We start from the raw sequence: 14,449 nt of genomic DNA on the forward strand, positions 1-14,449 counted from the left end.
ATGAAAATAGTATTTTGTACGTTATTGCACAACTTTATATGGTTTTAGATTTTGTTTTAAACATATTTTTAATGTTGTTATAATCTATAAAGTATACCATTTTTAACGATACAGTGTTTCCTTTAGGGTTATCAAACAATTCGTCTATACTATTACCAAAATTTTGCGAACCATTGGTGTTAAAATTAGAAATACGGTTTCTGTATTGTGCTGTTAAAAAGCTTCCTGGTGCAAATTGCCATTTGTATGTGAAATTTACATCCCAAGTACTAAAATTAATATCTGGATCACTTAAATCGTCTTTTGTATAATCATCATCACGATTTAAACGGCCATTTTCTCCTAAAGCAAATAATTCATTCTCATATTGTACTGCGCTCCAGTAATTTCTACAACTTAATGTTAAACCGTGAAACGGATTGAAATTATAGTTAGCAGACAAATTATTTTCTATAGTTAACTGGTCGCGTTGCCCATAAATAATATCGTCACCAATAAAATCAATCCAGCCACGCTCTCTAAGTTCTTGATCCCATTGAAAACCATAAACAATAATAAATTTTTCATTTAATCTTACTCTTGGTTCAACTTCAAAAAACACACTTTGGTAAGATCTACCATCTTCAAATAGTGTTTCGTATCCTATATCTGCATCTAAAGCAAAGGTTTTGTTATAATCTGAAGACATCCAAATAGAAGTATTTAACCAATCTTCACTTATAAAATAGCGACCAGAAACACGAGGTCCAAAATAATCAAATTGCTTTCCTGGTTGTACATTAAAGCTACCACCATAAGCCATTAAGCTTTTTTTACCAACAGCAAAAACGCGACCACCAAAGTTTTTACCTGTATAAGTATTTGGGTTAAATAATTGATTGTAATTAAACCAAAGTCCTATTTCAAAATTATTATGTTTCTTGGTAGGTTCAAATATTCTATAAGAAGCATCTAAACCAAAATTACTGTAGTTGTTTCTAAACTGTAATCCCATATCGTTAATATCGAATTTAGTATCTGCAAAAGAGTAGTTTCCGCTATAACGGTATTGTCCGCTAGTTTTTCCAGCCCAAATGCTTCCGCTATATCCAGTTTCTAATTTGTCTAATAAACTTTCTTCTTCCTCTTCTATATTACTGCTTTGGTTAGGATAATTAATATTACTCATTTTAGCTTGAGCATTTAAACCAAAACTATTTGTCTTGTTAGATAAATCTGTAACTAAAGCTGTAACATTAGCATCTCTACTATTAGATCCATTTCTAACTACGTTTGTGTTAATTAAACTTACAGAAGAGTTTTTGTTAAACTGTTGGTCTACAACTAAAATGTTATAATTTGCTAAAGGTTCTACAACTTCATCTCTATAAGAAATAACTTCTTCATTTATTTCTGTATTTGGATCGTCTTGTACATTAGTTGTTTTAACTCTAACCTCAGTTTTTTCTGTAATAGCATTAAAAAATCCAATTCCTAAGCCATTTTTTGTTCTACCAGAAACTTTTACAGCATTTAAAAGATTTGTTTTTCTTGGGTATTCTTCATCTAAAACTTCATTTTCAGCAAGATTAGGACTACCAATTGGAGCACTACCAATTCGCCTTGAAAAGAATAAATTTCCTTTTCTAAAAAGATCTAATCCTTCAGTAAAAAATTGTCTACGTTCAGAAAAGGTTTGCTCAAAAGGCCCTAAATTTAATTGTACATTATCAAAACCTGCTTGGCTAAAATCTGGAATTAAAGTAGCATCTAAAGTAAAATTTTCTGTTATGCCATATTTAATGTCTAAACCTACGTTATAATCTTGGTTAGTTTCACCATCAAAATCGTCTATAACAGCAGATGCAAAAGGGTAAAGGTTTAATCGAGTTGGTGGCTGTAAGTTTTTTAAACCGCGTAATTCACCGTTATATAAGCCTATTGCAGCACCACTTGTAATATCAAATGGGTTCCAGGTTGCTTGTTCTCTTGTTTTTCTATATTGTCTATGAAATTGTATTCCCCAAATAGGGTTTTCTTGTTGTGTAAAACGTAAAGCACGATAAGGGATTTTCATTTCTACAACCCAACCATCACTCATTGTTTTAGTTGCACTTTCCCAAACGGCATTCCACCCAAAATCTTCACCACCAGTATTCTCCACAGCATCGGCTTGTGTACCAGAGCTAAACACAAAAAATTCTGTATTATTTTGTGCATCATTATTTGGATTAAAAACAGCAGCAAAAAAATCTGACTGTCCAAAATTATCACGTTGTGTAAATTGTCTTAACATATCTTCAGGATTGTCATATAAATATGCAGCGATATATATACCAGAATCATCGTAAGTCATTTTAACCTCGGTACGTTTATTTTTTGGCATTGTTTTTCCTGCAGTTGGCCTAAACTGCACAAAATCTGTAGCTATTTGAGCATTTTCCCATACAGCATCATTTAAAACACCATCAATTTTTGGTGCTTGATTAGTACGGTTTATTATGTATTTTTTTTTGTGTTGAGCGAAAGAAGTAACAGATAATAGTATAGTTAGCGAAATTAGTAAATAACGTATCATTAAGTTTGGTTTTATTTTTTGATTGATGTCTTAAAGACTATATTTTTTTTATAGTGTTACAGTTAGTTAAACAAAACTACTTTGAGAATCCTTTTTTTTTCATAATTAAAAGTTAAAACTAAATTTGTTTTCATATTTATATTGGTAAAATGAATAGATTTCTAAGTAATTTTATAAAATGGAAGAGAAACAATTAAAAATAGCGACTTTGGCTGGTGGATGTTTTTGGTGTACAGAAGCTGTGTTTAATAGAGTAGAAGGCGTAAATAAAGTAATTTCGGGTTATACGGGAGGTAATATTAAAAATCCAGCATACAGAGAAATTTGTACAGGAAGAACTGGTCATGCTGAAGGTATTCAGGTTTTTTTTGATGATACAACAGTAAGTTTTGTTGAACTTTTAGAAATATTTTTTGCAACTCATGATCCTACTACATTAAATCGTCAAGGTCATGATATAGGAACACAATACAGATCTGCAATTTTTTATAATTCTGAGACGCAAAAACATGAAGCTGAAGCTTTTATTACTTTTTTAAATAAAGAAAATATTTTTAACGCACCAATTGTAACAGAAGTTACACCATTAGGCGCTTTTTATATTGCAGATGAAGATCATCAAGAATATTATGAGCGTAACAAAGAAGCATCTTATTGCCAGTATGTTATAGACCCAAAAATAAAAAAACTAAGTACTTATTATAGTGATAAATTAAAAACAAACTAGAATGCCTTATAAAAAATTTGAAGAATATAATATTAAAGTTACCGATGATGTAAAGAATCGTTATAAAGAAATAATTGAAGATTTAGGTGAAGACACAAGCAGAGAAGGTTTAGTTAAAACACCAGAACGTGCAGCAAAAGCCATGCAGTTTTTAACTCAAGGTTATAATCAAAACGCAGCAGATATTTTAAGAGGTGCAATGTTTAAAGAAGACTATAACGATATGGTTGTAGTAAAAGATATTGAATTTTATTCTTTGTGTGAGCACCATATTTTACCCTTTTTTGGTAAAGCGCACATTGCATATATTCCAAACGGTCACATTGTAGGTTTAAGTAAATTACCAAGAATTGTTGATGTTTTTGCAAGGCGATTACAAGTACAAGAGCGCTTAACACATGAAATTTTAAATTGTATTGATGATACTTTAAAACCAGAAGGTGTTGCAGTTGTTTTAGAAGCCAGCCATATGTGTATGCAAATGCGAGGTGTACAAAAACAAAATTCTGTCACTACCACGTCTGGATTTAGAGGCGCTTTTAAAAATATAGAAACACGTACCGAATTTTTAAAACTAATTAGTGAGACCTTGTCTTAAACATTAATTTGGAACACTATTTGCTATGTATTGATTATTAACACAATACAACATAATGAATTTAGAAAACACAAGCAAATACAAAAAACTAGCCTTAAGTATTATATTTGATGCAGTAGGTTATGCAAGTTTTATAGTTCCCTTTTTAGGTGAATTTATAGACTTGTTTTGGGCACCAGCTTCGTCATGGTTAATGACTAAGATGTATAAAGGCAGAAAAGGTAAAGTTGCCGCAGCAGTTAGTTTTGTTGAGGAAATTTTACCAGGATTAGATGTTATACCAACATTTACTATAATGTGGTTTTATACTTACGTAATAAGTACTAAAAAAGAAGAAACTATTATAGAAGTAGAATAACTTTACTTACTTAAAAGAAACTGTTTCAACTCATTATAAGTACTTATTTGAGTTGAAACTTTTTCTTTATCCATAACAGCCTCAATTTGTTTTGGTAATGGTTGTTTTTCTTTTATAACCTCTTCCACAACATCTAAAAATTTAGTTGGGTGTGCTGTTTCTAAAAACACACAATGGCTATTTTTATTATCTTTTAAATAGGCTTTACAGCCCAAATATCCAACAGCGCCATGTGGATCTGCTACATAATTATAGTTATCAAAAATTTCTTTTAAAGCCTTTTTAGTTTCAATATCATTAAAACTATATGAGGATAAGTTTGTTTTTAAACTATCGAAATTATTCTTATAGATTTCTTTAATTCTTATAAAATTACTTGGATTACCAACATCCATTGCATTACTAATAGTTTGTACAGATGGTTTTGGTTTGTACTCCTTTGTATGTAAGTAATTTGTAACAACATTGTTTTCATTATTAGAAGCTATAAAGTGTTTAATTGGTAGCCCTAATTGCTGTGCCATCATACCAGCGCAAACATTTCCAAAATTACCGCTAGGTACCGAGAATACAATGTTTTCATGTTTTTTATGTAATTGTTTGTATGCAAACATAAAATAGAAAAGTTGTGGTAACCAACGCGCAACATTAATTGAGTTTGCAGAGGTTAACTGCATTTTACTTGTTAAATCTTCGTCTAAAAATGCACGCTTAACCATATCTTGGCAATCATCAAAAACACCATCAACTTCTAATGCTGTAATATTATTTCCTAATGTTGTTAATTGTTTTTCTTGTATATCGCTTACTTTTCCGCTAGGATATAATATAACAACATTTACTCCCTTTACACCCAAAAATCCATTTGCCACTGCGCCTCCAGTATCTCCAGAAGTAGCTACTAATACTGTGACTTCGTTACTGTTTTCTTTATTAAAATAGCCTAAGCATCTTGCCATAAATCTAGCTCCAACATCTTTAAAAGCCATTGTTGGTCCATGAAAAAGTTCTAAAGTAGAAATATGCTCACTTAAATTTACAACAGGAAAATTAAAAGATAGCGTTTCATCTATAATAGTTTTTAAAACCTGCTCAGGAATATCTGGTGTAACAAATTGTTTTATAGCTTGAAAGGCAATCTCGGTATTACTTAGATTTTGAATATTATCGAAAAAAGATTTTGGTAATGGTGTTATGTTTTCAGGAAAGTATAATCCTTTATCTGGTGCTAAACCTTTAACAACAGCATTTTTAAAACTTGTATTTTCGGCTTTATGGTTTAGTGAGTAGTATTTCATAATAATGTTCCGTTACCGGAAATGCTTTATTTTTATATAATTTTCATGCCTTGTTTATTGATTTTTGAAACATATACTTCAAAATCAATCGTTGTATTAGAATAGACTTTTTTCATAGCTTTTGCTACTTTATTTGCTGTTTCTTCTCCTTTGGATAAAGCGAATATTGATGGCCCAGATCCAGAAATACCTACGCCTAACGCACCAGCAGTAATGCTTTGTGTTTTTATAGAATTAAAGTTAGGTATTAATTGGCTTCTATAAGGTTCTACAACTACATCTTGAAGCGCATCACTTAATAAATTATAATTATTTGTATGCAGTGCATGTACTAAACTTCCAACGTTTGCCCATTGTGTAATGGCATTTTGAAGTGGAATTTCTTTAGGTAAAATGGCTCGTGCTTGAGATGTTTTAATTTCTATTTGCGGATGAATAATTGTTGCGTATAAATCTTCTGGAGTTGGTAATTGCAATACATTTAAAGGAGATACAGATTTTACTAACGTAAAGCCACCAAATAGAGCAGGAGCAATATTATCTGCATGTTCGCAACCACTTGCTAGAGCTTCACCTTTCATTGCAAAATTTGTTATTTCTGTTGTATTAAAAGGTTTGTTTAACAATTCATTAATTGCCCAAACGCTTCCTGCAGCACTTGCAGAGCTACTACCAACACCACTTCCTGGTTTAATTTTTTTATAAATTTCTATCTCAAAACCACAATCTGGCTTTAATGCTTCAATTAAGGCTAAAGCAGAAACTCCAGCAACATTTTCTTCGGTTTTAAAAGGTAAATTATAACCTTCAATTTTGGTTATTTTTATGCCTTTTTTTATGGTTTTTTTAATAACCATTTCATCTCCAATAGTATCTAAGCAAAAGCCTAATACATCGAAACCACAAGAAACATTTGCAACCGTTGCCGGCGAAAAGATTTTTATTTGATTCATTTTGCAGTTTTAGTTGTTTCCTATTCTTATAATATCTGCAAATAAACCAGATGCAGTTACATCTGCACCAGCACCAGCACCTTTAACAATTAGTGGCTGTTCTGGATAGCGTTGTGTGTAAAACATTACAATATTATCTTTACCTTCTAAATTTGAAAATGGATGATTGTTAGGTATTTCTTGAAGGCCAACTTTAGCTTTACCGTTTTTAAATTCTGCTACATATTTAAGTTGACAATCTTTTGCTTTTGCATTGGCGTATAATGCTTGAAAATGAGCTTCGTCTTTTTTAAGTGTTTTGTAAAAATCATCTACCGATCCGCTTTCTAAATTTGCTTTTGTTAAAAACGATTCGTTTTCAATAGCATCAATATCCATTGTGCCTCCATTTTCTCTGGCTAAAATCAACATCTTTCTAGCTACATCAATACCGCTTAAATCAATTCTTGGGTCCGGTTCTGTATAGCCTTCAAATTGTGCACGTTTTACAGTGTCATGAAAATTAGTATGATCATTAAAATTATTAAATATAAAATTTAAACTACCGCTTAAAACTGCTTGTATACTGGTAACTTTGTCGCCAGAAGCCACAAGGTTATTTAATGTATTTATTATTGGCAAACCTGCACCAACGTTAGTTTCGTATAAAAAAGGCGTATTGTATTTTAAAGATAAATCTTTTAAATGTTTGTAGTTTTTATAATCGCTAGAACATGCTATTTTACTACAAGCAACAACAGCAATACTATTTTTTAAATAGCCTGCGTACATTTTAGAAACAGCTTCGTTTGCAGTAACATCTACAAAGATACTATTGCGTAAATTTAACTGAGTTGCTTTCTCAAAAAAGCCTTCAAGAGTAGATTTATCTGCATGATGAAATTGTGCTGCCCAGTTTTTTAGGTCAATACCATTAGCATTAAATACCATTTTTCTGGAATTTGCAAGACCAATAATTCTTACATCTAGTTTTAAGTTTTTCTTTAAAAATTCGTGCTGTTGCTCGATTTGGTCTATTAGTTTTTCTCCAACATTACCAATTCCTGTAATAAAAACATTGAGTTGTTTATTATTGTCTTCAAAAAAGCGTTCATGTATTGTATTTAAAGCTTTTTCAACATCTTTTTCTGCAATAACAGCAGATATATTTCTTTCTGATGCACCTTGAGCAATAGCTCTAATATTAATGTTGTTTTTTCCTAATGTGCTAAACATTTTACCACTAATACTTTGATGGTTTTTCATATTATCTCCAATTAAAGCTATGATAGATAGGTTAAGTTCAACAATTATAGGATCTATTTTATGAATTGAAATTTCATGCTCGAATGCAGTATTTATTGCCGTTTCAGCTGTACTTGCATCATTTTGTAAAATACCAAAGCATATTGAATGCTCTGATGATGCTTGTGTAATTAAAATAATATTAATTTTTTCTTGAGCTAAAACTTCGAATAAACGTTTAGAAAAACCAGGAACACCAACCATACCGTTACCTTGCAAGGTTAGTAACGCAATATTATTAATATTAGTTATACCAGTTGCAATGTTAGATTTGTTATTATTTTCATTAGAAATTATTGTACCTAAAGCTTCTGGTTTTAAGGTGTTTTTTATATGTATAGGGATATTTAAATCTAAAACAGGTTGCACTGTTGGCGGATATAAAACTTTAGCACCAAAATGTGATAATTCCATAGCTTCTTGGTAACTAATACGTTCTATAGGAAAAGCATGCTTAACTAATTTAGGGTTTGCAGTATACATACCACTAACATCTGTCCAGATTTCTAACTGTGTTACATTTAATGCTGCTGCAATAATGGCCGCTGTATAATCACTACCGCCACGACCTAAAGTTGTTATTTCTCCTTTATTAGATTTAGAAATAAAGCCTGGAACTAGGGTTATGCTATAATCACTCTCATTAAAATAATCTCTAATTTTTAAATTTGTCGTTTCAAAATCGACTTCAGCTTTTGTGAAATTAGAGTTTGTAACAATTAAATCTTGAGTGTTTTTTCTTTTTGCATTAACGCCTTTGTATTTTAAAGCTTCGGTAATTATAAAAGAAGATAGTAATTCTCCAAAACTTACTAATTTATCCGATGTTTGTGGAGATAATTCATTAATTAAATAAATGCCATCTAGCAGTTCTTTTAATTGCTTTAATTTATCTTCTATGGTCTTAGAAATAGCTTTGTTTTTACTTGGCACTAACTCTAATAACAACTTTAAGTGTATGGATTTAATTGTTTTGTATTCAGATAGATAGTCTTCGTCTTTTTTTTGTGCTAAGCGTCCAGCTTTTAGTAGTTTGTCTGTAATACCACCAACAGCAGAAACAACACAAATTACTTTATCTTTTGTTGCGTAATTTTCTAGAATTGTTATAACCCTATTTATATTTTTTGAAGAACCAACAGATGTTCCACCAAATTTAAGTACTTGCATTTGTGTTGAATTAAATATTTATAAATGATACTGAAATGTATTACTTTTACCTGAATAAGAAAACTAATCATTCATTTTTATGCTATTCTAAATTTAAAGCAAATTCATTACAAAATTATAGATAAAAGTGTCTCTAAGTTAAAAAATATTAAATGAAAATTTTCTCAAAAGAACAAATTTACGCTGGCGATAAGCAAACGCAAGAACGACAAAAAATTTCTTCAACCGATTTAATGGAGCGAGCAGGAATACAAATTTTTAATTGGTTACACATGCGTATGCAAGGCGCACAAGTGCCAATTCATGTATTTTGTGGTATTGGTAATAATGGTGGTGATGGTTTAGTAGTTGCTAGGCATTTAATAACACATGGCTATAATGTTAAAGTATATATAGTTAATTGTAGTGATAAACGATCTAAAGACTTTTTAATTAATTACGACCGTATTAAAAACACAACAAAAGATTGGCCAACATTATTAAGTTGTGCAGATGATTTTAATGATATTCAAATTGATACTAAAGATATTATTGTTGATGCTGTTTTTGGTATAGGTTTAAATAGACCAATTGACGCTTGGGTAAAAGCACTTTTTCAATTTTTTAGAAGCACGAAAGCTTTTACTTTATCAATAGATTTGCCGTCTGGTTTACATACAGATAAAGCTGTAGAAGACCAAGAAGCGGTTGTTGTAGCTGGTTATACGTTAAGTTTTCAAACACCAAAATTAGTGTTCTTTTTACCAGAAACTGCAAAATACACACAACAATGGGAAGTATTAGATATTGGTATAGATCCTGAATATTTATATACTACAGCAACTGAGGCAGATTTAATAGGAAAAAATGAAATACTTCCTATGTATCAACCTCGAGAAAAATATAGCCACAAAGGCACATTTGGCCATAGTTTAATTATTGGCGGTAGTTATGGTAAAATAGGAGCAGTAAATTTAGCTAGTCGTTCAGTTTTAGCAGCAGGAGCAGGAAAGGTTACTGCTTATGTACCAAAATGTGGCTACATACCTTTGCAAACCGCTTTACCTGAAGCTATGGTTTTAACAGATGCAGATGATGAAAAAATAACAGGTATAAATTTAGAAATAGATCCAACAGTAATTGGAATAGGTGTTGGTTTAGGAACACACGATGAAACTATTTTAGCTTTTGAAAACTTTTTAAAAGCCAACAAAAAACCACTTGTAATTGATGCAGATGGATTAAACATATTATCTAAAAAGAAAGGTTTACTAAAGTTATTACCAGAGTTAACCGTTTTAACACCACACCCAAAAGAATTAGAACGTTTAATAGGAAAGTGGAACGACGATTTTGATAAATTAGAAAAAGCCAAAAAATTTGCTAAAAAATATAAGTTAATAGTTGTTATAAAAGGAGCTAATACAATTACCGTTTTCAATGATAAATTATTTGTAAACGCAACTGGTAATCCAGGATTAGCTACAGCAGGAACAGGTGACGTTTTAACAGGTGTAATTACTGGTTTAATTTCTCAAGGTTATGATGCTTTACAAGCTACTTTATTTGGTGTGTACTTACACGGTAAAAGTGCCGATGTTTTATTAGAAGATTTTGGTTATCAAAGTTTATTAGCTAGTGATGTAATAAATGGTATTTCTTTAGCCTACTTAGATTTGTTTAAACAGCCAGAGCAGCCACAAGTTGAAGAAGCAGACTCAGAAAACAAGAAGTAATTAATTATATAAAAAAAACACCTAACGTTATGTTAGGTGTTTTTTATAAATATATTTTATTTAAAGAATTAGATATTCTCTAAATTATTTAAAACTTCTCTAAGCTTTGGGCTTGAAGGTCTTGGAGCATCTGCATTTACAACATTTCCTGCCGGATCAATTAAAATAAAACGAGGAATACCGTTAATTTTAAAACCTTGAACAAAGTCAGATTTCCATCCATTATCTGAAATTACTTGAATTCCACCTAATTCTTTTTCTGCAATCATTTTTTTCCAACCTTCTTTTGCTGCTGCTACATCACCTTTAAAACCGCGTCCATCATCAACAGATACACTTACAAATTGAATGTTTTTATCATGAAAATCTTTTTCAAGTTTCTTTAAATCTGGAATCTCTCTAATACAAGGTCCGCACCAAGTAGCCCAAACATCTATATAAACATATTTACCTTTTAAATCTGTTAAAGCTGTTTTTCCACCTTTTACATTTTCAAAATCAAAATTTGGTGATGGTTTGCCAATATAAGATGCAAACTGTGCTGCTCTAGCTTGTTGTTGTTTGTATGCTCCAGTAATACCTGGTTTAAATTGACTAATTTGCATTTTCTCGTTTGCTAATAGTGTAGAATCTAATGCTGTTGCATTTTTATCTAAAAAAGTATTCATTTCATTTTCAAGTTCAACAACTTTAGCATTAAAATCTGCTTCTTCAAGATCAAAAATACTTGGTTCAATTAGGTTTTCTTGCATTAATGCTTTTTCAACTAAATAGTTGTTAGCCTCTGCACCTTCGCCAGAAAATTTAATACTTTCATCAAACTCCTTAGTGTTTAAAGTAAGGTTTAAATCATAACCATTTTTTAAATATAAACTTGTAGACTCGTTACCATCATAAACACCATACATACCAGGCGCTACTTTTAAAGTATCTGTAAAAGTACCATCTTCATTTACTTTAATTGTTTTACTAAATGTTCTACCTTGGTATATAAATAGAGAGTCGCTGCTTTTGTTTTCAATTTTACCAGAAAGGGTTACGTAATCCTTTGGTGCTTCATCTTTACATGCTACAATTGCAAAAACAGACAAGCATAATAATAGTTTTTTCATGTTTTTAAAAATCATTTTAGTTTATTCAAAAATAATAGATTCTATTAACAATGTCACATAATTGATAAATTATTAACAATACTTGTATAATACGCTTTGTTTTTTCATTTTTGATAGAAATTTAAACCAATTAATGAGCAATATTCATTTTATATCGAACCAAGTTTTAGAGTTAACTACTATTAATGAGATTATTACCCAAGGAAAAACCTTAGAACTGTCTCCAGAATCTAAAACTCGTATTCAAAATTGTAGATTTTATTTAGACAATAAACTTAAAGAAGAAGAAAAACCTATCTACGGAATTAATACAGGTTTTGGTTCGCTTTATAATGTAAAAATATCTAAAGATAATTTAACTAAGCTTCAAGAAAACTTAGTAATGTCTCATGCTTGTGGTACAGGTGATGAAGTACCGCAGGAGATTGTTAAACTAATGTTACTATTAAAAATACAATCGCTTAATTATGGGCATTCTGGTAGTCAATTAGCAACAGTAGAACGTTTAATAGCTTTTTTTAATAATGATATTTTACCAGTAATTTATACTCAAGGATCTCTTGGAGCATCTGGTGACTTAGCACCATTAGCGCATTTATCGCTACCATTAATAGGAAAAGGAAAAGTAAATTATAACGGTAATGTAATCACTGGAGAAAATTTGCTTAAGGCCTTTAATTGGGAACCAATACAGCTACAATCTAAAGAAGGTTTAGCGCTATTAAATGGTACACAGTTTATGAGTGCTTATGGTGTACATTTATTGTTAAAAAGCTATAAATTATCTTACTTGGCAGATTTAATAGGAAGTATTTCTATTGATGCTTTTGATGGTAGAATAGAACCTTTTAATGAGTTAATACATTTGGTTAGACCACATAACGGACAGTTAAAAACCGCTGAAAGAATTAGAACTTTTTTAGATGGGAGTGAAGTTATTATTCAAGAAAAACAACACGTTCAAGATCCTTATTCTTTTAGATGTATTCCACAAGTGCATGGTGCAACAAAAGATACTTTGGCATTTGTACTTAAAACCTTTAAAACTGAAATAAATGCGGTAACCGATAATCCAAATATTTTTTCAGAGGAAGATGAAATAATTTCTGGCGGAAATTTCCACGGTCAACCATTAGCTTTAGCATTAGATTATTTAAAGATTGCTATGGCAGAATTAGGAAACATATCTGAAAGACGTGTGTTTCAACTCGTATCTGGTTTACGAGGTTTACCAGCATTTTTAGTAAATAATCCAGGTTTAAATTCTGGATTTATGATACCACAATATACTGCTGCAAGTATTGTAAGTGCTAATAAACAATTAGCTTCTCCAGCTTCTGTAGATTCTATTGTATCTAGTAATGGACAAGAAGATCATGTTAGTATGGGAGCAAATGCTGCAACGCAAGCTTTTACTTTAGTAAATAATGTAGAACGTATTTTAGCAATCGAGCTAATGAATGCATCACAAGCATTAGCGTTTAGAAGTCCTTTAAAATCTAGTGATTTTATAGAGTCTTTTTTACAGGCTTATAGAACCGAAGTTCCTTTTATAGAAGAAGATGAAGTATTACATGATGATATTGCTGCTTCAATTAATTTTATAAATCAACTTGCAATAGATTTAGAGGAATCATTAGGGTAATTTAAAATTAAATCGTTTACCCAATTAGTTGCTTTTTCAATATTAGGAAAAAGCTCAAAAGGTTTTGTAGAAAATAATTTTTCAATTTTACAAGACACAATTTTTTTAGTGTCTGTAGTAACAACAGCGATACCCTTTAATGTATCAATTCTTGAAATTTCACTGTAAATCATAGGGTCTACAGAATATGAATGTTTTCTATTTACAATAAAAACAAATGGCTTGCCTTTAAAGTAGTTTAAAGCAAGTTCTACTAAAACTCTATTTTTAGAGAGCGAGACAGTTACGCCTTCATTAATTTCATATATAATATGATTATTGAAGAATTTTATATTACCAAAATTTATATTTGACATCATAGCATTGAGGGAATGGGAAATTAATAATGATCAAATTTATATATTACATTGGTATTTAGTGTTTTACATTGTTCTGCTAGATTTGTTATTCGATTAAAAGTAAAAAAGAAAGGTTAAAGCGTGAAACGAAATGGTTTTTGTAAATAATCGTGTAATTTATAGAAAACACAAAAACAGCGCTTAAGCATTAATTTAGAGCTAGTTAAATGGACTTTAAATTTTATGTTTTTGTCTATTTGTGATTTTTTAAAAGCATATTTTTCCATTGTATAGCTTCATCAATTGTTTTGAATGTTTCAAATGGCTTTTTAAAAAACAATTTTTCGAATTTTGCATTGTTTAGTGCAATAGTGTTTTTAGAAACTACAGCAAATCCAGCTAAATTTTTAACAGATAGTATATAACGATAAATAGAAGGATCAACAGCATAAGAATTTACGCGATTAGAAATATAAACAAAAGGCTTGCTTTTATAAAAATCTAGTGCAAGCTTTGTTATGGTTTCAGTTTTTTCTTTTGTTACTAATTCGCCTTCTTTAAAAGAGCCAATAAAGTAGTTTTCAAAAAAACTAATATCTACAAAGGCAAGAGTAATAGTATGATTTGGTAGTGTTGTTGGGAGATTCATTATATAAAAAAAAATAATCCCGCAAAACTATCAAATTTTGCAGGA

12 protein-coding genes are annotated in these 14,449 nt (G+C 30.5%); 5 read left to right on the forward strand and 7 right to left on the reverse strand.

Going from position 1 to position 14,449, the window contains the following annotated elements:
• Nucleotides 1-34: 34 nt before the first annotated feature.
• Nucleotides 35-2,557 (reverse strand): DUF5916 domain-containing protein, encoded by a 2,523-nt coding sequence (locus BM549_RS00075; protein WP_290468380.1) that lies wholly within the window; start codon nucleotides 2,555-2,557, stop codon nucleotides 35-37.
• Nucleotides 2,558-2,735: 178 nt separating this feature from the next.
• Here BM549_RS00075 and msrA point away from each other — a divergent pair, with 178 nt between their 5' ends.
• Genes msrA through BM549_RS00090 form a run of 3 tightly spaced genes read left to right on the forward strand, consistent with a single transcriptional unit; the run spans nucleotide 2,736 to nucleotide 4,240 of the window.
• Nucleotides 2,736-3,284 (forward strand): peptide-methionine (S)-S-oxide reductase MsrA, encoded by a 549-nt coding sequence (gene msrA / locus BM549_RS00080; protein WP_290468381.1) that lies wholly within the window; start codon nucleotides 2,736-2,738, stop codon nucleotides 3,282-3,284.
• A 1-nt stretch (nucleotide 3,285) separates the two neighbouring features.
• The gene (gene folE / locus BM549_RS00085; protein WP_290468382.1) at nucleotides 3,286-3,882 is read left to right on the forward strand and encodes a GTP cyclohydrolase I FolE; all 597 of its coding nucleotides are present in this window, start codon (nucleotides 3,286-3,288) and stop codon (nucleotides 3,880-3,882) included.
• A gap of 55 nt (nucleotides 3,883-3,937) precedes the next feature.
• Nucleotides 3,938-4,240 carry a hypothetical protein gene (locus BM549_RS00090; protein WP_290468383.1) on the forward strand — a complete coding sequence of 101 codons (303 nt, stop codon included), beginning with the start codon at nucleotides 3,938-3,940 and terminating at the stop codon, nucleotides 4,238-4,240.
• Nucleotides 4,241-4,242: 2 nt separating this feature from the next.
• Here BM549_RS00090 and thrC read toward each other — a convergent pair whose 3' ends face one another.
• Genes thrC through thrA form a run of 3 tightly spaced genes read right to left on the reverse strand, consistent with a single transcriptional unit; the run spans nucleotide 4,243 to nucleotide 8,945 of the window.
• Nucleotides 4,243-5,538 (reverse strand): threonine synthase, encoded by a 1,296-nt coding sequence (gene thrC, locus BM549_RS00095; RefSeq protein WP_290468384.1) that lies wholly within the window; start codon nucleotides 5,536-5,538, stop codon nucleotides 4,243-4,245.
• Between the two features lie 32 nt (nucleotides 5,539-5,570).
• The gene (locus tag BM549_RS00100) at nucleotides 5,571-6,491 is read right to left on the reverse strand and encodes a homoserine kinase (RefSeq protein WP_290468385.1); all 921 of its coding nucleotides are present in this window, start codon (nucleotides 6,489-6,491) and stop codon (nucleotides 5,571-5,573) included.
• A gap of 9 nt (nucleotides 6,492-6,500) precedes the next feature.
• Nucleotides 6,501-8,945 carry a bifunctional aspartate kinase/homoserine dehydrogenase I gene (gene thrA, locus BM549_RS00105; RefSeq protein ID WP_290468386.1) on the reverse strand — a complete coding sequence of 815 codons (2,445 nt, stop codon included), beginning with the start codon at nucleotides 8,943-8,945 and terminating at the stop codon, nucleotides 6,501-6,503.
• 152 nt (nucleotides 8,946-9,097) lie between these two features.
• On the opposite strand from thrA, the gene BM549_RS00110 reads away from it, so the two are divergent.
• Nucleotides 9,098-10,660 (forward strand): NAD(P)H-hydrate dehydratase, encoded by a 1,563-nt coding sequence (locus BM549_RS00110; RefSeq protein WP_290468387.1) that lies wholly within the window; start codon nucleotides 9,098-9,100, stop codon nucleotides 10,658-10,660.
• 68 nt (nucleotides 10,661-10,728) lie between these two features.
• Here the strand turns inward: BM549_RS00110 and BM549_RS00115 are convergent, their stop codons facing one another.
• Nucleotides 10,729-11,772: a TlpA disulfide reductase family protein gene (locus BM549_RS00115; protein WP_290468388.1), complete on the reverse strand. Its 1,044-nt coding sequence runs from the start codon at nucleotides 11,770-11,772 to the stop codon at nucleotides 10,729-10,731.
• 133 nt (nucleotides 11,773-11,905) lie between these two features.
• Between BM549_RS00115 and hutH the strand changes: the two genes are divergently transcribed.
• Nucleotides 11,906-13,417 carry a histidine ammonia-lyase gene (gene hutH, locus BM549_RS00120; protein ID WP_290468389.1) on the forward strand — a complete coding sequence of 504 codons (1,512 nt, stop codon included), beginning with the start codon at nucleotides 11,906-11,908 and terminating at the stop codon, nucleotides 13,415-13,417.
• Here hutH and BM549_RS00125 read toward each other — a convergent pair.
• Nucleotides 13,381-13,776 (reverse strand): hypothetical protein, encoded by a 396-nt coding sequence (locus tag BM549_RS00125; RefSeq protein ID WP_290468390.1) that lies wholly within the window; start codon nucleotides 13,774-13,776, stop codon nucleotides 13,381-13,383. The genes hutH and BM549_RS00125 overlap by 37 nt on opposite strands.
• Nucleotides 13,777-14,008: 232 nt before the next feature.
• A complete protein-coding gene (locus tag BM549_RS00130) occupies nucleotides 14,009-14,404 on the reverse strand; it encodes a hypothetical protein (RefSeq protein ID WP_290468391.1) in 396 nt (131 codons plus the stop codon).
• Nucleotides 14,405-14,449: the final 45 nt, after the last annotated feature.

This window comes from Lacinutrix sp. MedPE-SW (assembly GCF_001874145.1).
Taxonomy (GTDB): Bacteria; Bacteroidota; Bacteroidia; order Flavobacteriales; family Flavobacteriaceae; genus Lacinutrix.

Coding starts and splice junctions, on each gene's coding strand:
- BM549_RS00075 (WP_290468380.1), bottom strand. CDS start 2,557: ATGATACGTTATTTACTAATTTCGCTAACTATACTATTATCTGTTACT.
- msrA (WP_290468381.1), top strand. CDS start 2,736: ATGGAAGAGAAACAATTAAAAATAGCGACTTTGGCTGGTGGATGTTTT.
- folE (WP_290468382.1), top strand. CDS start 3,286: ATGCCTTATAAAAAATTTGAAGAATATAATATTAAAGTTACCGATGAT.
- BM549_RS00090 (WP_290468383.1), top strand. CDS start 3,938: ATGAATTTAGAAAACACAAGCAAATACAAAAAACTAGCCTTAAGTATT.
- thrC (WP_290468384.1), bottom strand. CDS start 5,538: ATGAAATACTACTCACTAAACCATAAAGCCGAAAATACAAGTTTTAAA.
- BM549_RS00100 (WP_290468385.1), bottom strand. CDS start 6,491: ATGAATCAAATAAAAATCTTTTCGCCGGCAACGGTTGCAAATGTTTCT.
- thrA (WP_290468386.1), bottom strand. CDS start 8,945: ATGCAAGTACTTAAATTTGGTGGAACATCTGTTGGTTCTTCAAAAAAT.
- BM549_RS00110 (WP_290468387.1), top strand. CDS start 9,098: ATGAAAATTTTCTCAAAAGAACAAATTTACGCTGGCGATAAGCAAACG.
- BM549_RS00115 (WP_290468388.1), bottom strand. CDS start 11,772: ATGAAAAAACTATTATTATGCTTGTCTGTTTTTGCAATTGTAGCATGT.
- hutH (WP_290468389.1), top strand. CDS start 11,906: ATGAGCAATATTCATTTTATATCGAACCAAGTTTTAGAGTTAACTACT.
- BM549_RS00125 (WP_290468390.1), bottom strand. CDS start 13,776: ATGATGTCAAATATAAATTTTGGTAATATAAAATTCTTCAATAATCAT.
- BM549_RS00130 (WP_290468391.1), bottom strand. CDS start 14,404: ATGAATCTCCCAACAACACTACCAAATCATACTATTACTCTTGCCTTT.